The organism is Flavobacteriales bacterium, assembly GCA_016779995.1.
In the GTDB taxonomy this organism is placed as follows: Bacteria; Bacteroidota; Bacteroidia; order Flavobacteriales; family UBA7312; genus UBA8444.
Window position 1 is genome coordinate 189630 of sequence record JADHMO010000001.1, and the last position, 17961, is coordinate 207590.

Here is a 17961-nt window from a genome sequence, read left to right on the forward strand (position 1 = left end):
CAGAAAATATGTGTGTCAAATTGTTTTTTTTTCAGATATTAGCTAAATGATGAAAAACTACTTTTTCATTTTATCCTTTTCTCGTTCTGGCAGTACAACTCTGGGGCAAAAGTTAAACAACCATTCGGATATAGATGTAATCAATGAAAGTTGGATTTTCAACCTTCTAGGTGTTTTAAAATGGAAAAAGCTAAGTCCATTGAGGCAAAAGTACCTCTTAAAACAACTGAATAAAGGACAAAAACCCATCACGGCTATTCAATCAAACCAAATTATAGACGATACTATTTCTGTTGAGCATTTTTTCCAAGCCATTTTTCCAACAGCATCTAATTTTATAGGTGAAAAAACACCAACTAATCTTTTTTATTACCCTTATTTAAAGTCACAATTTAAATCGGCAAAATTTTTGTTTCTGAAAAGACATCCCTTAGCTATTTGCTCCTCCTACTTCAATCGATGGTATTCTTCCACTTATGACGATAAATTTATTATCGAAACTGTAGATGTTATAAAGGCTTACTTTAATAAGTTCGAATCAATTGAAGAAAAAAATGAAATTTTACAACTGAGCTATGAAGATTTAGTTAGCGATAACAAACTGTGGTTAACTGCAATTGCTGAACATATAGGCTCTGAATTCGAGGAAAGTATGCTTACTGAATCTGAGGTCAAACTGTTTGAAAATTCTGAAGACGAAAAACACCATCAAGACTCCCATAAGTCCCTAAATACCAGTCATATTGACAAATACAAAAGCGTATTTACACCCCTACAATTGCAAGAGCTAAGCTATTTACTGAGAAAAGAAATTAAAGCATTAGGCTACTCTGCTGGAGAAGAAATTACACCCAACCCAAGACTTTTGCGTTTGGAAAAAAGAATTGGCTTAAAACGTTCACCAGCAAGACTATTTTACAGGACAAAAGTAAAACTCATAAAAACCAAATTATCTTACCTTAAATTCATTTTAGAACAAGGATTTAGATAATGTTCATTTAATATGATTTATTTGCTCAATTTACTTCGTTTTCTGTTTTAGAATTTATTAGATTTGTCACGATTTAAAACACAAAGAAAATATGAATTTTGATGTCATTGTTATAGGAAGTGGACCTGGAGGATATGTTACTGCCATTCGCGCTTCACAATTAGGTTTAAAAACAGCTATCGTAGAAAAAGAATCTCTAGGTGGTGTGTGTTTAAACTGGGGATGTATTCCTACTAAAGCCTTGTTGAAATCAGCACAAGTATTTGAATACATTCAACACGCTGAGGATTTCGGTATTAATGTAAAAGATGCTGATGCAGATTTTAACTCTGTTGTTCAACGTTCAAGAGGCGTTGCTGACGGCATGAGTAAAGGAATTGACTTCTTGATGAAGAAGAATAAGATAGAAGTGATAATGGGAACAGCTAAAGTAAAAGCTGGTAAAAAAATAGATGTAGTAGATGCTGATGGCAAAACTACAGAGTACAGTGCTTCAAACATCATTATTGCTACAGGTGCTCGTTCAAGAGAATTACCTAACCTACCACAAGATGGAAAGAAAATTATTGGCTACAGAAAAGCTATGACTTTAGATAAAAAACCATCTAAAATGGTAGTTGTAGGTTCTGGAGCAATTGGCGTAGAATTTGCTTATTTCTATAATGCTATGGGTGTAGACGTAACCGTAGTTGAATACATGCCTAATATCGTTCCTATTGAAGACGAGGACGTTTCTAAACAATTGGCTCGTTCGTTCAAAAAATCTGGTATTAAAGTAATGACCAATTCATCAGTAGAAAGCGTTGACACCTCAGGTAAAGCTTGTGTCGTTAGCGTTAAAACTAAAAAAGGTCTAGAAACTATAGAGTGTGATGTCGTTCTTTCGGCAGTAGGTATCACAGCTAATATTGAAAATATAGGTTTGGAAGACGTAGGCATTGTTACGGACAAAGGTAAAATACTAGTCAACGACTTTTATCAAACGAATATACCGGGCTACTATGCCATCGGTGACGTATTACCAACCCAAGCACTAGCTCACGTCGCTTCTGCTGAAGGCATTATTTGTGTGGAAAAGATAGCAGGTCACAATCCTGAACCTTTAGACTACGGTAATATTCCGGGTTGTACCTATTGTTCTCCAGAAATATCTTCTGTAGGCTACACTGAAAAAGCGGCTAAAGAAGCTGGATACGATATTAAAGTGGGCAAATTCCCATTCTCAGCATCTGGTAAGGCTTCTGCCGCTGGGCACAAAGATGGCTTCGTAAAAGTTATTTTTGATGCTAAGTACGGCGAATGGTTAGGGTGTCATATGATTGGTTACAACGTAACTGAAATGATTGCCGAAGCCGTGGTAGCACGTAAGCTAGAAACTACAGGTCACGAAATACTAAAAGCAGTACACCCGCACCCAACTATGAGTGAGGCTGTTATGGAGGCTGTTGCCGCTGCTTACGATGAAGTGATACACATGTAATAAAAAAAAACATATTCCATTAAAAAAGCCTCGCAATTGCGGGGCTTTTTTAATTGGAAAGTTTATTTATTAAATTGTTAATTTGACAATCTTTAACATTTAATTGATTTTTTAACTCATTAAAAACATCAACATGGATGGTTATATACTTATCACCGTCACTAGCAACAACTTTTTGTTTCATCATTTCTTCTTGACCAGTCATTAACCAAGTTGGATTTATTTCAGGAAATAATTCTAGGAATTTTACAATAGTTTCTTCTGAAACTCCACCTTTTTTACCTAAAACGCCATTAGAAACTTTACTTTTTTCGTAAAACTTATTTAGACTCATACCTTGCTTTTTTATAAAAACAATCATTCTTTGTTTAATTATTGAAGTTGTATCTAACATCACATTTTTTATTGAGAAACATTTCTACTTTCGTAGATTTTTTTCTATATTAGGACCGTATTTTGTATTAAAATAAGCTAAAACTGTTTGCTACCGCAACGTAAAAGTACTTACAAACTATGAAAAAGACAAAACTACCCCAACCAATTAGAGTGCATTCTGATATTAAAAAAGAAATTGCTGAAGAATTAAATATCACAACTCAAACCGTAAGAATGGCTTTAGGCTATGTTCGTAATTCAGAATTATCAAGAAGAATACGTTCAGTCTGCAAAGAAAAACTAGTAAAAGAAGCTAAGAAAATACTTATTTTCTTTATTGGCACTTTATTTGGTTTACAGTCGTTTTCACAAATTGACGGTTCATCACTAGTACGCTTAGTAAATGTACCATCAGAAAATGATTTAAGTGCTATTATCAATCCTTTAATGGGTTGTATAGCATATGCTGAACAAGAAAACAGAGTATATCATTACGATGGTACTAATTGGATGTCTATTGAAGATAATGATAATCAAAACTTAGCCTTAATAGGTACAATTTTGCATATTCAAGGTGGTAACAGCGTCAATTTATCCATTATTCAAGATGGTACAGGTTCAGATGATCAAAACCTAAGTCTTCAAAACGACTATAACAATAATGAAGCGATTATAAATATTGAGGGAGGTAATGGATTGGTATTTAAAACAAATGGAAACTTGCAACTAACCAAAAACACTAACACAATACCTCACGAATTAACGTTTACGACTACAGCTCCTCCAGGAGATGGAGACGCATGGAATGTCGATAATGAAAATACCATCTCTTCCATTAAAAGGACTGGTAATGTTGGTATTGGTACAAATGATCCAATAGGAAAACTAGATGTAAATCAATCTGATTTAAAAGAGAGGATAGCTTTTACCCCACACACAAGAATTATCCATCAAAGTAGTTATATAGCTCCTCATCATGCAATTAATGTTCTTGAACAAAATGCTTATTACTGGCAACCACATACTCCCTCAAACCAATCATTTACCATAGACTTAGGTTTAAATAGTGCCGTTACGCCTTCAAGTTATAAAATGACAGTTGGTTATACAGGCGGTTTGGCGTCTAGTCCAGCCAATTGGACGCTTGAAGGATCAAATGATAATTCACAATGGACAGTTTTACACACTAGTAACACGCCAATAGGAATAGAAATGTCACAAACTTACCAAATTAATACAACCCAATCTTTTAGATACTTCAAGTTAAATATTATCAGTTCTTATTCGCCTTCTGTTCGAATAGGTGCACTTATAATATACCGCAAAGCTCACGATCGTTTCCTAGTTCATGAAAGTGGAAAAGTAGGAATAAATACCGACATGCCTATTGCAGAACTTGATGTTAATGGTTATGTTCATCTTAGTGGTGGCAATTTACTATTGTCTCCTGGCTCAAGAATAGGTATAGGAACAGCAGCAGCTCCTGTAAGTGCACTACACGTCAATGGTAGTATATTCTCGAGTGGTATAGCAACTATACAACGTTTTTATACTGAAGGAATGGGTGTCCATGGTTACTGTGGTATTGGTACCACAAACCCTTCTCAAGCATTACACGTTATGGGTAATATCTTGGCTTCAGGAACAATTACTCCTGACTACGTATTTAAAGAATATTATGATAAAAACGATGTTAACAAAGATTATGATTTCAAAAGCTTAAAAGAAATAGAACAATTCGTAAAGAAAAATAAACATTTACCTGGTGTCCCTTCAGAAAAAGATATTGAAGAACAAGGCGGTATAATAGTTAACAGAGCAACCGAAATAAATTTAGAAAAAATTGAAGAATTGTATCTACATCTTATTCAAATGGAAAAGAGGCTTAGTTTATTAGAAAAAAAGAAGTAAACCAAAAAGCCCCGCAATTGCGGGGCTTTTTTAATGATTTATATTTATGATAAATTAGCCTCCTATGGAGATTAATTCCACTTCAAAAATAAGTGTCGCATTTGGTCCAATAGAACCACCAGCACCTCTTTCGCCATAAGCCAAGTTAGAAGGAATAAATAGTTTGTACTTAGCACCCGGCTTCATCAATTGTAAAGCCTCTACCCAACCTGGAATAACACCATTTACAGGGAATGTCGCTGGCTGACCTCTTTCAACAGAACTATCAAATACAGTACCGTCAATTAGCGTACCATGATAATGAACGGTTACTTGGTCAGTTTCTTTCGGAGAATCGCCAGAACCTTCTGCCAACACTTCGTACTGCAAACCTGTAGCTGTAGTTACAACGCCATCTCTTTTGGCATTTTCAGCTAAAAACTTTTGTCCAGCTTCTACATTAGCAGACTGGGCTTCTTTAGCTAGTTTGCCAAAATAATCTTGTAAAATAAGATTAGATTCTTGTTCCGAAATTTTTAGTTCATTTCCTTCAAATACGTCAGTAAACGCTTGAGCAATAGCCTCAGAGTCAATACTTGTTAGTCCTTGATTTTTAACGCTTTTGGCTACGTTGACACCCAAACTGTAACTTACTTTTTCCATTTCTGTGTTTAAATTTTGTGCATTAATGTTAGTTATTCCCATTATTAGAATAAGGGATAAAATTATTTTTTTCATTTCAGATAATTTTAATGAATGGCAAATATACTTTAAAATCATTTATTAAAGTTTTTATGAGCGATGTTTTGTATCTTTATCCCTTTTGAAAAATATGGAATTTGAGAAGACAACAATCGAGGGCTTATTTATAATTAAACCTCGTGTTTTTAGTGATGAAAGAGGCTATTTTTATGAAAGCTACAACAAAGCTATTTTTGAGAAAAATGGCTTGGATTTAGATTTTATTCAAGACAATCAATCTTTATCTCATAAAGGCGTACTAAGAGGCTTACATTTTCAAGCACCACCATTTCAACAAGGTAAGCTAGTTCGTGTTATTCAAGGCAGTGTATTAGATGTTGCTGTTGATATTCGTACAGACTCTCCTACTTATGGCAAGTACGAAAGCGTATTACTCAGTGGAGAAAACAAAACTCAGTTTTGGATACCACCAGGATTTGCACACGGCTTTGTTACGCTAGAAGATAATACCATATTTTGTTATAAATGCACTGGTCCATATTCTAAAGAATCTGAAGGTGCTTTACTTTGGAACGACCCACAACTAAATATCAACTGGAATATTGACGAACCCTTAGTATCTTCTAAAGACCAAGAAGCTGAATTATTTGAACACTTTAAAAGCCCATTTTAATGAAAAGAAACATTCCTTTAATTGCCACCCTTGTTGTTTTACTTTCCATAATGTCTATATTCACTTTCTCCTCTAGAGAATATTCAGAAAGTATTTCTGTTCTTAAAAGCCTCAAAGAGAAGTACACCATCTTTGCTATACCAAAACCCTCATCAAACATCTACTTTGCCAATGAGCGAGTGCCCCTAGAAAATCCAGATATATGGGAACGCTATGATAAAGAGTTGCTAAAAAATACCTATTGGCAATCCAACACCCTGTTATTGCACAAAAGAGCAGCAAAATACTTCCCTGTCATAGAGCCCATACTCAAGAAAAACAATCTACCTGACGACTTTAAGTATTTAGCACTGATAGAAAGTGGTTTAGAAAATGTAACCTCTCCTGCTGGTGCAAAGGGCTTTTGGCAAATCATGAAATCTACCGCCAAAGAATTTAACTTAGAAGTAAACTCCGAAGTAGATGAACGCTACCACATTGAGAAATCCACTCAGGCAGCTTGTGATTTTTTAAATTCTGCCAAAGAGAAGTTTGGTAGTTGGACATTAGCCGCTGCAGCATACAATATGGGTAGGTCAGGACTACTAAAACAAATGAATAGACAGAAATCATACACCTACTACGATTTATTGCTAAACAATGAAACTTCAAGATATGTGTTTAGAATTTTGGCCATTAAAGAAATTATAGAAAACCCAAAAAAATACGGCTTTCAATTTAGAACAGAAGATTTGTATAAAAATATACCGACCTATGAAGTAATGGTAGATACAAGCATTAACAGTTGGGCAGATTTTTCTATAGAATACGGCATAAATTATAAAATACTAAAACTTCACAATCCTTGGCTTAGAGAAAGTTTTCTCACCAACAAATTGAAGAAAAAATACTATATTGAGATACCGCAAAAAGGAAATTATTCCTTGCAAAATAACTTAACACAAGCTGACAGCAGTCTTTTTAATGAGTAAATCAAAGTCTAAAGAAATGCTTCATATTTTTGGAGCTAAAGAACATAACCTTAAAAACATCAATGTTTCCATTCCTCGTAACGAGTTAGTGGTTATAACAGGTCTTAGTGGTAGTGGCAAATCTTCTCTAGCTTTCGACACCATCTATGCCGAAGGTCAAAGACGATATATTGAAACATTTTCAGCCTATGCTAGACAATTTTTGGGTGGCTTAGAACGCCCAAAAGTGGATAAGATTAGTGGACTTTCACCAGTAATTTCAATTGAGCAAAAAACAACCAGCAAAAATCCACGCTCTACCGTAGGTACTATAACAGAGATTTATGATTTTCTAAGATTGTTATACGCAAGAGCCTCCGATGCTTATTCCTACAATACTGGTGAAAAAATGGTTTCTTACTCAGATGAAGAAATACTACACATAATTCAAAAAGAACTCGACCAACAAAGAACAATACTACTTGCGCCAGTAATTCGTTCAAGAAAAGGACATTATAGAGAGTTATTTGAACAAACAGCCAGACAAGGATTTCTTAGAGTAAGAGTAGATGGTGAGTTACGAGAGATTACACCAGGAATGAAATTAGACCGTTTCAAAACTCACGATATTGAAATAGTAATTGATAAACTAGTCATTAAGCAAGAAAATGAAAAACGTTTGAAACAATCCATAGAAACAGCCATGAAATATGGCAATGGATTGATGATGACACTAGATATTGACACTGAAAAAGAACGCTTTTTTAGTAGACAACTCATGTGTTCAAAAACAGGCATTTCTTACGCTCAAGCCGAACCAAATAGTTTTTCTTTTAATTCCCCAAAAGGAGCTTGTCAGTCTTGTAATGGACTAGGAGTTGTTTCTAATATCGACCTTAAAAAAATCATAACCAACGATTCCCTCAGTATTCAAAAAGGTGGTATTGTTCCTATTGCGAAAAGCAATAACTCCTGGATAATCAATCAAATAGAAACAATAGGCAAAAAATACGATTTCAACCTTTCAACACCCATTAAAGAGATTCCTAAAATGGGATTAGACGCTATTCTTTACGGCTCAAGTGAATCGTTTAATGTCGAACTTAAAAAAGCGGGAATTAGCAAATCCTATAAAATCAATTTTGAAGGTATTGTGCCATTTATAGAAGACCAATTTAAACATGCATCCTCGCCAAGACTAAAACGTTGGGCAGCAGAATACATGATCAAAGAAGATTGTGAGGAGTGTCATGGTAGCCGACTAAATAAAGAGTCCCGTTTCTTTAAAATAGATGGTCTTAATATAGCTGAAGTATCCAATATGGATATCCAAGAATTACAGAAATGGATAAACAGTTTGGAAAGTAAACTTTCTGAAAAACAAAATATTATTGCCAAAGAAATAATCAAGGAATTACGTAAAAGAGTGCAGTTTCTTATCGATGTGGGACTAAACTATTTATCACTCAATCGTTCTTCAAGAAGTCTTTCTGGTGGAGAAAGTCAGCGTATTCGTCTAGCAACACAAATAGGCTCACAACTAACTGATGTTTTATATATTCTTGATGAACCAAGTATTGGACTACACCAAAGAGATAACCAAAAGTTGATTAATTCACTTAAAGAGTTAAGAGATATTGGCAATTCTATCATTGTCGTTGAACACGATAAAGATATGATTATGGCAGCAGACTACGTCATTGATATAGGACCAGGTGCAGGAATCCATGGTGGACAAATCATAGCCGAAGGAAATGCTAAAGATTTTATCAAAAATTCATCAATAACTATTGACTATCTGAAAGGAAAAAAACGAATTGAAGTCAATCCCAAACGAAGAAAAGGAAATAATAAAAGCATCGTCATTAAAGGAGCTAGAGGCAACAACTTACAAAACGTAACAGCCGAATTCCCCCTAGGAAAGTTTATTGGAGTAATAGGTGTTTCTGGTAGTGGCAAAAGTAGTTTGATTAATGAAACCCTCTACCCCATTCTCAATCAACATTTTTATAACTCCGTAAAGAAACCTTTAGAATTTGATTCCGTAAAAGGTTTAGAACACATCGATAAAGTAATAGAAGTTGATCAGTCTCCGATTGGTCGTACTCCACGTTCCAACCCAGCTACTTACACAGGAGTATTTTCCGAAATAAGAACACTTTTTGCTAACCATCCTGAATCAAAGGCAAGAGGATACAAAGTAGGACGATTTTCATTTAATGTATCTGGAGGTAGATGTGAAGAATGTCAAGGGGCTGGTGTAAGAACCATAGAAATGAACTTCTTGCCAGACGTACATGTAGATTGTGAATATTGTAACGGCAAACGATACAATAGAGAAACATTAGAAATAAGATACAAAGGCAAATCCATTGCTGATGTATTGGATATGAATATTAACCTAGCACTAAAATTTTTTGAAAATCACCCTAAAATAAAAAGACAGATTAATGCCTTGGTAGAAGTTGGGCTCGGTTATATCAAATTAGGTCAACAATCTACAACACTATCTGGTGGAGAATCACAACGTGTCAAATTAGCTAGTGAGTTATCTAAAAGAAGTACAGGAAACACCTTTTACATTCTTGACGAACCTACTACAGGCTTACATTTTGAAGATGTAAATGTTTTGCTACAAGTTTTAGAAAAACTTGTCAATAAAGGTAATACCGTATTGGTCATTGAACATAACTTAGACGTTGTAAAAATGGCCGACCACATCATAGAGATAGGGCCTGATGGAGGCAGCAATGGTGGAAAAATAATCAATACGGGAACACCAGAAGAAATCACTCTTTCTAAAGCAGGTTATACCGCCTCATTTTTGAAAGAAGAATTAAATTATTAATTAAAATATAATACTATGAAAAAGATAGAGAAAGCATTCGAAAATAAAAATTGGAATGAAATTAAAACAAAAGACTCTTGGCAAATTTTTAAAATAATGGCTGAATTTGTTCAAGCATTTGAAACACTTTCAAAAATTGGTCCTTGTGTATCTATCTTTGGTTCGGCACGAACCCAGCCAGATAATCCTTATTATAAAATGGCAGAAGACATAGCAGAAAAACTTACCGTCAAAGGATATGGAATTATTACTGGTGGTGGTTTCGGAATTATGGAAGCTGGTAACAAAGGAGCAAACAAAGGAGAGGGAAAATCTGTTGGTTTAAATATCGATTTACCATTCGAACAAGAAGCCAATACATATATTGACAATGATAAGTTAATAAATTTTGATTATTTCTTTGTTAGGAAGGTAATGTTCGTAAAATACGCACAAGGATTCGTAGTAATGCCCGGTGGTGTAGGTACTTTAGATGAGCTTTTTGAAGCAATTACTCTCATACAAACACAAAAAATTGCTGCTTTCCCAATTGTCTTGGTCGGTAAAGACTATTGGAGTGGCTTAATCGACTGGATAAAAAATGTAATGCTCGAAAAAGAACAAAACATAAGCCCTGAAGATTTAGACCTATTTACTCTAGTAGATACTGCAGATGAAGCCGTTGAATACATTGATAATTTCTACTCAAAATATTTGCTGAAACCAAACTTCTAATTCTAAGCTAAAATTTCTTAGTTTTACAAGCGTTCAAAACCAATAAAAAACTCGATGAAAAAATTCATTGCTACATCGCTTTTAACACTAATATTTTCAGTTAGCGTATGGTCTCAAATTCCCGACCCTGCTTATATTCCATCTGAATATCAAGACACAACATTAACTGAAGATGATGGTGCTATCGACGCTGAAAATGGAACTCCAGCAACCATTAACAAAGCAGAAAAAATCAAACTTCAACCCAAATTGCATGTCGGATTTGGTAATTTTAACTTTAAAGGAGACATTTCTGACAACAGAAATACAGGAATTATCGGACAATCTGGCTTTCAAATTGGATTATCTGCCAACCTCAGTGAATTTATTGATGCTAGTTTATTAATGGAAGAAGGTGTTGTTCGTGTTGACGGTATCAATCGTGATGATTTGCCTACCAATTTCATGAGTACCATAAATACCATCGGAATAAGATTTGATTATAACTTCAAAAATGTATTCAAAAATAGACTTTTAACACCCTATTTGGGACTAGGATTATCCTACTTAAAATTCGATTCCAAAGGCTCTTATGATAATACCAATGATGAATACGAAATAGATTTGTTAAGTCAGTGGCTACTTGACCCAGCAAATACTGAGGCTTACAGTCAAAAGGGTATTGATATTCCATTGTCAATTGGTTTAAATCTTAAAATTAACGATAGATTAAACCTTAAAGTAGGTACATCTTACCACTATACCAATACGGATTATATAGACAATATTTTAGATGGTTCATCTGACAAATATTTTGTCAATTCTGCACATGTAGTCTATGATTTACATTGTTACAACTGCGAGGAAAAATATGTTCCAGAGATTCACGACGATTACATCGCTGTAGATTTTGATGCACTAGACAGAGAAGACGAAGATAAAGATGGTGTTGTTGATATTGATGACTTCTGTATAGGCACACCTAAAGGCGTAGAAGTAGATGCTCAAGGTTGTCCAATAGATACAGACAACGATAATGTGCCTGATTATCTAGACAAAGAGGCTAACACACCAAAAGGTGCTGTTGTTAACGCAAATGGTATTCAATTAACCGATAAAATGAGTGAGGCTATTTACTTAGCATACATCAATTCAGCATCTAGAAAAGACGCTAACACCTACTTTGAAGATACATACCCTAGCGATAAATTCATCAAACTAACTAAAAAAGTAGTTAATGTTCAAGGTGATACTATGATGGTAGATATCTACAAACCAAAATTATTCCAACAAATATATAATCAACAAAAAGAGTTTGAAGAGGCTGTCACTCCTGCTCAATACGTTGATTTAAGCTCTGAAGTTATTTACAAACTGCAAATTGCTAAATATGCTGAGGGTATTGAAGCTGCAGAAATAAATAGGTTGATGAGTATCATAAACCTTAAAAGTACTTTAGAAAATAACCATACGGTTTACTATACGGGAGAATTTACTGATGTACTAAAAGCAAGACAGAAACAAAATCAATTACTCAATAGTGGATACAATAATGTCTTAGTCATTGAAGATGCACAAGGAGACTTAAGAACAGTCACTGACGAGGAAATGAATAGAGAAAGAAAGCGTAGAGCTTCTGCTAAGTTAGAAGATTTACCACCTCTTGAAGATATTGTTTTCAGAGTTCAATTAGATGTTCTTAAAGAAGTGGATTTAGATTTTTATGACCTAGACGAATTAGTTGTATTTGAAGGGAAAGATGGTTTCAAACACGTATTTACAGAAGGATATGGCTCTTATGAAGAAGCACTAGAACGTAGAAACGAGCTTTACTTCATGAGTTATGAAAACTCTAAGGTAGTTGCTATCAAAGAAGGTCAGATTGTTGAAGCTAAAGACTATATGAATTTATCTTACACAGAAGAAAATGCCGCTGTCTATGGAGATGTTATTTTCAAAGTACAATTGGGAATATACAGCAAGAATGACGTTGTTGAACTCAGTAAATTGAATGATTTAGAAGGTGTTGAGAAAACCGAAATTTCAGAAGGTATCCATCGATACACTATCGGAACTTACACTAGTATTCAAGGTGCTATGCTCAAATTAAATAAAGTCACTAAGCAAGGTTATGAAGGCTCTTACATTATTGCCTTCTACAACGATGAGCAAATATCCATCAAGAAAGCTAAAGAATTAATCGGCTTCTAAGGATAAAACAGAATTAAAAAAAAAGCGACTTATTCAGTCGCTTTTTTTTTGCTTATTTTTTTTGAACCTTCATACATCTGATATTTTAAGAATCTACATTCTAACTTGCCATTGAATATTTTAATTCTTCTAGTGTGCTTAAGGTGTATATGGCTTACAGCTTCCATATCAGAGGTTATTAACCAAGCCGAACAACCTGCATAATTCTTTTTAAAAGTATCTCCTATTTGTGAGTATAATTCAAGTGTGTCAGCAGTCAAACGCTCGCCATAAGGTGGGTTAAATAAAATCGTTCCACCATTTGGCATAGGCTCAGGCTTTCTAATAAAGTTTGCTCTTTTTATTTCAATGATATCATCAAGCATAGCATCTTTAACGTTGTCTTGAGCTTTCCTAACAGATGCAAAAGCCCTATCACAACCTATTATTCTTCCCTCAAAGTCACTCACTTTATTCATAGATACTTCTTTAATCTTTGCCCATAAATCGGCATCAAAGTCAAGCCAATTCATAAAACCAAATTTCTTCCTATGTAATGAGGGAGGAATATTACATGCAATCATAGCGGCCTCAATAAGAATTGTGCCAGAACCACACATGGGGTCTAAGAAATCACTTTGCCTATCCCAATCGCTTAATAAGATTAAACCCGCTGCTAAAACTTCGCTAATTGGAGCCTCATTAGTAGCATGTCTGTATCCCCTTTTATGTAATGATTCTCCTGAACTATCCAAAGAAATTGTACACTTATCGTTAGAAACGTGAATATTAATTCTTACATCTGGATTTTTAGTATCAACATCAGGTCTTCTACCCTTGGTTAAATCCCTAAAATAGTCCACAATGGCGTCTTTTACTTTTAAAGCCACATAATGACTATGATTAAAAAAGTCGGAATGAACAGCTGCATTGACAGCAATAGTGTTATCGACACTAATGTATTTTGACCAATCTAGCTTTTTGGCTTCTTCATATAAATCAACATCTCTTCGAGCCGTGAACTTGTAAATAGGTTTGAGAATTCGAATGGCTGTTCTTAGGTTTAGATTTGCTTTGTACATAAAGCCTAGGTCACCAACAAAACTAACAGCTCTATTCAAAACCTGAACATCTTGAGCACCTAATTTCAAAAGCTCATCAGCTAATATTTCCTCTAAGCCTAATTGCGTTTTAGCAATCATATTAAAATTCTCAACTACACTATTTTTCATCGGACAAATTTAATCAAATAATACAGTAATAAATTTATATTTGAAGAATGAAAAATTGGTTCAATACTTGGTTCAACACACCTTATTACCATCTTCTTTATAAGAATAGAAATTCTGATGAAGCGGAATTTTTCTTGAACAATCTTTTGGAGTATTTAAATGCTGATAAAAATCATAAATTCTTAGATGTAGCTTGTGGAAAAGGTCGTCACGCCATATATATTAACAAAAAAGGTTTTGACGTTGAGGGCATAGATTTATCCAAAGAAAGTATTGATTACGCTAGTCAATTTTCTAATGACAAGCTTTCATTTAAAGTTCATGATATGCGCTCTACTTATAAAAAAGAAAAATTTGATTTTCTACTCAATATCTTTACTAGCTTCGGCTATTTTGATGAGTCATCGGATAACTACAAGGCAATTCAAGCTATGGCTGACAATATTAAAAAAGGTGGAAAAGTTATTTTGGACTTTATGAATGCCAAAAAAGTACTTAAAGACTTAGTAAAAAGCGAATCAAAAACCGTCGATAATATCCAGTTTACCATTAAAAGAAGTTATGAAAACGGCTTTTTACTAAAAGATATTTACTTTAGTGATAAACAACAATTTCACTTCCAAGAAAAAGTTCAAGCATTAACATTATCTGATTTTATAGATTTGTTTGAAAAATCTGGTTTGAAAATAATAAATTTGTGGGGTGATTATTCACTTAATGATTTTAACGCTATTCATTCTCCACGTCTAATAATACTCGCTCAAAAATGACAATTATTGATTACATTATTTTATTATCGTCTGTTTTTGTAGGTTCAATCATTGCCTTCTACATAAAAAACATATCAGAAAATAACACCAAGCTACTAATTTCATTCAGTGGTGCTTACTTATTTTCTATTACTGTACTCCATTTAATTCCCGAAACTTTCGCAGGAGAACATAATCATACTATTGGATTGTTTATCCTTATTGGATTTTTTTTACAAATCATTTTAGAACAATTTTCAAAGGGTGTTGAGCATGGCCATGGGCACATTCACGGAAGTGTTCCAATGAGTATGCTAATAGGTCTCGGAGTACATTCCTTCATCGAAGGTATGCCGCTAGGAAACCCACATCATCATTCTCACATGCATTCTTCTTTATTATCAGCTATAGCCTTACACAAAGTACCAGTTGGAATTGTGCTTACTCATATGCTCATAGAAAGTAAAATGTCTAAGCCTAAAATTATCCTTTTAATTAGTCTATTCGCTATTACAACTCCACTCGGTACATTTTTTAGTGAATACATCAGTAATATTTCAAATTATTATCGAGAGATAATGGCCATTGTTATAGGAATGTTCCTACATATTTCTACAACTATATTATTTGAAAGTAGCGAAGGACACCATTTTAATAGTCGAAAAGCTATTGCCATCATCATAGGTTCTAGTATTGCCTTGATAAGCACATTTCTATGATTAAAAGAATAATTATTACAGGTGGACCTAGCAGTGGTAAGACTAGTATTATCGATGCGTTAAAAGATGAAGGATATAGCTGTTTTGATGAAGTGTCAAGAGAAATTATTCAAGAAATGAATATCAAAACAGCATTTAAAAATGTTGATTTTGAAGAAACCGTTTTTAATAAAAGAAAAAGAGATTTCTTAAATGCTACATCTGGTGTGAATTTCTATGACAGAAGCATGCTTGATAATCTAGCATATCTTAAAACCAATCAGCACAAAATACCTACTCACTTCAAAATAGATTGCGAAAATCATCGCTATCACCCTACTGTTTTTATCACAACACCTTGGGAAGACATCTATACCGTAGATGATGAAAGGTTAGAGAGTTTTAAAGATTCTATTCAAATTTTCGAGTCCTTAAAACAAGTCTATAAAGAAGCCAACTACAATCTAATAGAACTGCCTCAGGCAAGTGTTAAAGAACGAATAAGGTTTATCATCAATGAAATCTAATTCATATCTTCGTAAAGATGTTGAGCCCACAAGAAATTCTAAAACAATATTGGGGTTACGATTCTTTTCGAAGTAAGCAAGAGGATGCTATACATTCAATTCTTGACGCAAAAGATACCTTAACCCTTCTACCTACCGGTGGAGGAAAGTCTATTTGCTTTCAAGTTCCTGCACTTATGATGGAGGGTATTTGCATAGTTATTTCTCCCCTTATTGCTCTAATGAACGACCAAGTAACAGCTCTGAAAGCTAAAAACATACGTGCATTAGCAATTACTTCAGGAATGAGTTTTTCAGAATTAGACATTGCCCTAGACAATTGTATTTACGGCAACTATAAGTTTTTGTATTTATCACCAGAAAGACTAGAAAGTGATATGGTGCAACAACGTCTAAAAAAGATGAATATTAACTTAATAGCGGTAGACGAAGCGCACTGTATATCAGAATGGGGTTATAACTTTAGACCATCTTATTTGAAGATTGCCGAAATACGTGAAATTACAACTGCCCCAATTTTAGCCCTTACTGCAACTGCTACTCCATTAGTCGTAAAAGACATACAAGAGAAATTAAAATTTGATTATGAACATGTTATCAGCACAAGTTTTTATAGAGATGAATTATCCTATGTTGTCCTCAAACAAGATGACAAAGACAGCAAACTAATTCAAATCCTAAACAGAGTAAAAGGGACATCTATAGTTTATTGTAGGACTCGAAAAGAAACCAAACGAATTCATTTGCTACTTTCAGAATATGGAATTACATCACACTATTATAATGCAGGTTTAGATGTCTTGGAAAGAGCTTCAAAGCAAAAACAATGGCAACTGAACCACGTGAGAGTTATGGTGGCTACCAATGCCTTTGGTATGGGTATTGATAAAAATGACGTACGATTAGTTATCCACAACCACCTACCCTTCTCCTTAGAAGCCTATTTTCAAGAAGCTGGTAGAGCAGGGAGAGATCGAAAACTTGCATATTCCATACTGTTATACAACGATTTAGACATTCACAACCTAAAAAAACAAATAAATGATCATTATCCTGAGATAGAAATTGTAAGAAACGTATATCAACAAATTGCTAATTATCTAGGAATAGCCATTGGCGATGGCAAACATCAAGAATTTCCGTTTCATATCAACGAATTTTGTGAACGTTATAATTTAAATCAACTTCAAACTTACAATGTTCTTAAGTTGTTAGAAAAAGAAGATTATATCAAACTGAGTGAAGCCATTCATCAACCCTCACGCTTGTTTATTAAAGTTACCCATACCGAATTGTATCAATTCCAAATTGCTAATAAACAATACGATATTTTACTCAAAATACTATTACGTTCCTACGGCTCTCTATTCGATAACTTCACTAAAATTCAAGAAAACATTATCGCTAAAAGAGCTCAACTTTCTACTCAAGAAGTCAAAGATTTTCTGACTAACCTAAAGCAAATGGACATTTTAGATTATATCCCACAGAATAGTAATCCTAAACTGTTAATGCTAAAAGCAAGAGTAGATTCTAAATACATTAGTCTTTCTAAAGAAACATTAGAAACTAGAAAAGCAAATGAAGAAGCTAAAGCAGCCTCAGTCATACAATATGCTAGTAATCAATACCAATGCAGAAGTCATGTTTTACAAAACTATTTTGGCGAGAAAGACAACAATAGATGTGGCAAATGTGATGTCTGTCTTGAAAGGAATAAGTTAAATATTAATGACCAAGAGTTTGAGGCTATCATGTTAGCCATTCAAAACCTAATTAGTCAAAGTCCAATGCATGTAGATGACATCATTATGGCAATTGTTGAATACAGAGAAGATAAAATGGTTAGCGTACTGCAATTTCTTAGCGATAATGGACAAATAGCCATGAATGACGAACAAAAGCTATATTGGATTTACTAAAAAGTGTAATTTCGTCAACTATGAGTTCACAACTGAGAATA

15 protein-coding genes are annotated in these 17961 nt (G+C 34.1%); 12 read left to right on the forward strand and 3 right to left on the reverse strand.

What is annotated here, in order from left to right; genetic code table 11:
* Positions 1-46 precede the first annotated feature (46 nt).
* Both ISP71_00900 and lpdA read left to right on the forward strand, forming a co-directional pair.
* Positions 47-991, forward strand: a complete 945-nt coding sequence (locus ISP71_00900) for a sulfotransferase (protein ID MBL6662633.1) — start codon at positions 47-49, stop codon at positions 989-991.
* Positions 992-1082: 91 nt separating this feature from the next.
* Positions 1083-2471, forward strand: coding sequence for a dihydrolipoyl dehydrogenase (gene lpdA / locus ISP71_00905; GenBank protein MBL6662634.1), 1389 nt, complete (start codon positions 1083-1085; stop codon positions 2469-2471).
* 49 nt (positions 2472-2520) lie between these two features.
* Here lpdA and ISP71_00910 read toward each other — a convergent pair whose 3' ends face one another.
* Entirely contained in the window at positions 2521-2865 is a 345-nt protein-coding gene (locus ISP71_00910) for a hypothetical protein (GenBank protein MBL6662635.1), read from the reverse strand.
* 119 nt (positions 2866-2984) lie between these two features.
* Between ISP71_00910 and ISP71_00915 the strand changes: the two genes are divergently transcribed.
* Positions 2985-4757 (forward strand): discoidin domain-containing protein, encoded by a 1773-nt coding sequence (locus ISP71_00915; protein ID MBL6662636.1) that lies wholly within the window; start codon positions 2985-2987, stop codon positions 4755-4757.
* Between the two features lie 54 nt (positions 4758-4811).
* On the opposite strand, the gene ISP71_00920 is transcribed toward ISP71_00915, so the two are convergent.
* Positions 4812-5399 (reverse strand): FKBP-type peptidyl-prolyl cis-trans isomerase, encoded by a 588-nt coding sequence (locus ISP71_00920; GenBank protein ID MBL6662637.1) that lies wholly within the window; start codon positions 5397-5399, stop codon positions 4812-4814.
* Between the two features lie 169 nt (positions 5400-5568).
* Here ISP71_00920 and rfbC point away from each other — a divergent pair, with 169 nt between their 5' ends.
* From rfbC to ISP71_00945, 5 genes are read left to right on the forward strand one after another with little or no spacing between them, the layout of a single operon-like run.
* A complete protein-coding gene (gene rfbC / locus ISP71_00925; GenBank protein MBL6662638.1) occupies positions 5569-6111 on the forward strand; it encodes a dTDP-4-dehydrorhamnose 3,5-epimerase in 543 nt (180 codons plus the stop codon).
* Positions 6111-7082, forward strand: coding sequence for a transglycosylase SLT domain-containing protein (locus tag ISP71_00930; GenBank protein MBL6662639.1), 972 nt, complete (start codon positions 6111-6113; stop codon positions 7080-7082). Before rfbC ends, ISP71_00930 begins: the two co-directional genes overlap by 1 nt.
* Positions 7075-9909: an excinuclease ABC subunit UvrA gene (gene uvrA / locus ISP71_00935; GenBank protein ID MBL6662640.1), complete on the forward strand. Its 2835-nt coding sequence runs from the start codon at positions 7075-7077 to the stop codon at positions 9907-9909. Before ISP71_00930 ends, uvrA begins: the two co-directional genes overlap by 8 nt.
* A 15-nt stretch (positions 9910-9924) precedes the next feature.
* Complete coding sequence (locus ISP71_00940) at positions 9925-10623, forward strand: TIGR00730 family Rossman fold protein (protein MBL6662641.1); 699 nt, start codon at positions 9925-9927, stop codon at positions 10621-10623.
* 54 nt (positions 10624-10677) lie between these two features.
* A complete protein-coding gene (locus tag ISP71_00945; protein ID MBL6662642.1) occupies positions 10678-12813 on the forward strand; it encodes an outer membrane beta-barrel protein in 2136 nt (711 codons plus the stop codon).
* A gap of 29 nt (positions 12814-12842) precedes the next feature.
* On the opposite strand, the gene ISP71_00950 is transcribed toward ISP71_00945, so the two are convergent.
* Positions 12843-14024 carry a class I SAM-dependent RNA methyltransferase gene (locus ISP71_00950; protein MBL6662643.1) on the reverse strand — a complete coding sequence of 394 codons (1182 nt, stop codon included), beginning with the start codon at positions 14022-14024 and terminating at the stop codon, positions 12843-12845.
* A gap of 47 nt (positions 14025-14071) precedes the next feature.
* Here ISP71_00950 and ISP71_00955 point away from each other — a divergent pair, with 47 nt between their 5' ends.
* The 4 genes from ISP71_00955 to ISP71_00970 are packed head-to-tail and all read left to right on the forward strand — an operon-like array spanning position 14072 to position 17920.
* Positions 14072-14794 carry a class I SAM-dependent methyltransferase gene (locus tag ISP71_00955; GenBank protein MBL6662644.1) on the forward strand — a complete coding sequence of 241 codons (723 nt, stop codon included), beginning with the start codon at positions 14072-14074 and terminating at the stop codon, positions 14792-14794.
* The gene (locus ISP71_00960) at positions 14791-15492 is read left to right on the forward strand and encodes a ZIP family metal transporter (GenBank protein MBL6662645.1); all 702 of its coding nucleotides are present in this window, start codon (positions 14791-14793) and stop codon (positions 15490-15492) included. Before ISP71_00955 ends, ISP71_00960 begins: the two co-directional genes overlap by 4 nt.
* Positions 15489-15998 (forward strand): ATP-binding protein, encoded by a 510-nt coding sequence (locus tag ISP71_00965; protein ID MBL6662646.1) that lies wholly within the window; start codon positions 15489-15491, stop codon positions 15996-15998. The genes ISP71_00960 and ISP71_00965 overlap by 4 nt, the downstream gene beginning before the upstream one ends.
* 17 nt (positions 15999-16015) lie before the next feature.
* The gene (locus tag ISP71_00970) at positions 16016-17920 is read left to right on the forward strand and encodes a RecQ family ATP-dependent DNA helicase (protein ID MBL6662647.1); all 1905 of its coding nucleotides are present in this window, start codon (positions 16016-16018) and stop codon (positions 17918-17920) included.
* The last annotated feature ends 41 nt before the right edge of the window (positions 17921-17961 follow it).

Excerpts from the sequence above, each read along its gene's own strand:
- ISP71_00900 (MBL6662633.1), top strand. The coding sequence starts at position 47 with ATGATGAAAAACTACTTTTTCATTTTATCCTTTTCTCGTTCTGGCAGT.
- lpdA (MBL6662634.1), top strand. The coding sequence starts at position 1,083 with ATGAATTTTGATGTCATTGTTATAGGAAGTGGACCTGGAGGATATGTT.
- ISP71_00910 (MBL6662635.1), bottom strand. The coding sequence starts at position 2,865 with ATGTTAGATACAACTTCAATAATTAAACAAAGAATGATTGTTTTTATA.
- ISP71_00915 (MBL6662636.1), top strand. The coding sequence starts at position 2,985 with ATGAAAAAGACAAAACTACCCCAACCAATTAGAGTGCATTCTGATATT.
- ISP71_00920 (MBL6662637.1), bottom strand. The coding sequence starts at position 5,399 with ATGGAAAAAGTAAGTTACAGTTTGGGTGTCAACGTAGCCAAAAGCGTT.
- rfbC (MBL6662638.1), top strand. The coding sequence starts at position 5,569 with ATGGAATTTGAGAAGACAACAATCGAGGGCTTATTTATAATTAAACCT.
- ISP71_00930 (MBL6662639.1), top strand. The coding sequence starts at position 6,111 with ATGAAAAGAAACATTCCTTTAATTGCCACCCTTGTTGTTTTACTTTCC.
- uvrA (MBL6662640.1), top strand. The coding sequence starts at position 7,075 with ATGAGTAAATCAAAGTCTAAAGAAATGCTTCATATTTTTGGAGCTAAA.
- ISP71_00940 (MBL6662641.1), top strand. The coding sequence starts at position 9,925 with ATGAAAAAGATAGAGAAAGCATTCGAAAATAAAAATTGGAATGAAATT.
- ISP71_00945 (MBL6662642.1), top strand. The coding sequence starts at position 10,678 with ATGAAAAAATTCATTGCTACATCGCTTTTAACACTAATATTTTCAGTT.
- ISP71_00950 (MBL6662643.1), bottom strand. The coding sequence starts at position 14,024 with ATGAAAAATAGTGTAGTTGAGAATTTTAATATGATTGCTAAAACGCAA.
- ISP71_00955 (MBL6662644.1), top strand. The coding sequence starts at position 14,072 with ATGAAAAATTGGTTCAATACTTGGTTCAACACACCTTATTACCATCTT.
- ISP71_00960 (MBL6662645.1), top strand. The coding sequence starts at position 14,791 with ATGACAATTATTGATTACATTATTTTATTATCGTCTGTTTTTGTAGGT.
- ISP71_00965 (MBL6662646.1), top strand. The coding sequence starts at position 15,489 with ATGATTAAAAGAATAATTATTACAGGTGGACCTAGCAGTGGTAAGACT.
- ISP71_00970 (MBL6662647.1), top strand. The coding sequence starts at position 16,016 with ATGTTGAGCCCACAAGAAATTCTAAAACAATATTGGGGTTACGATTCT.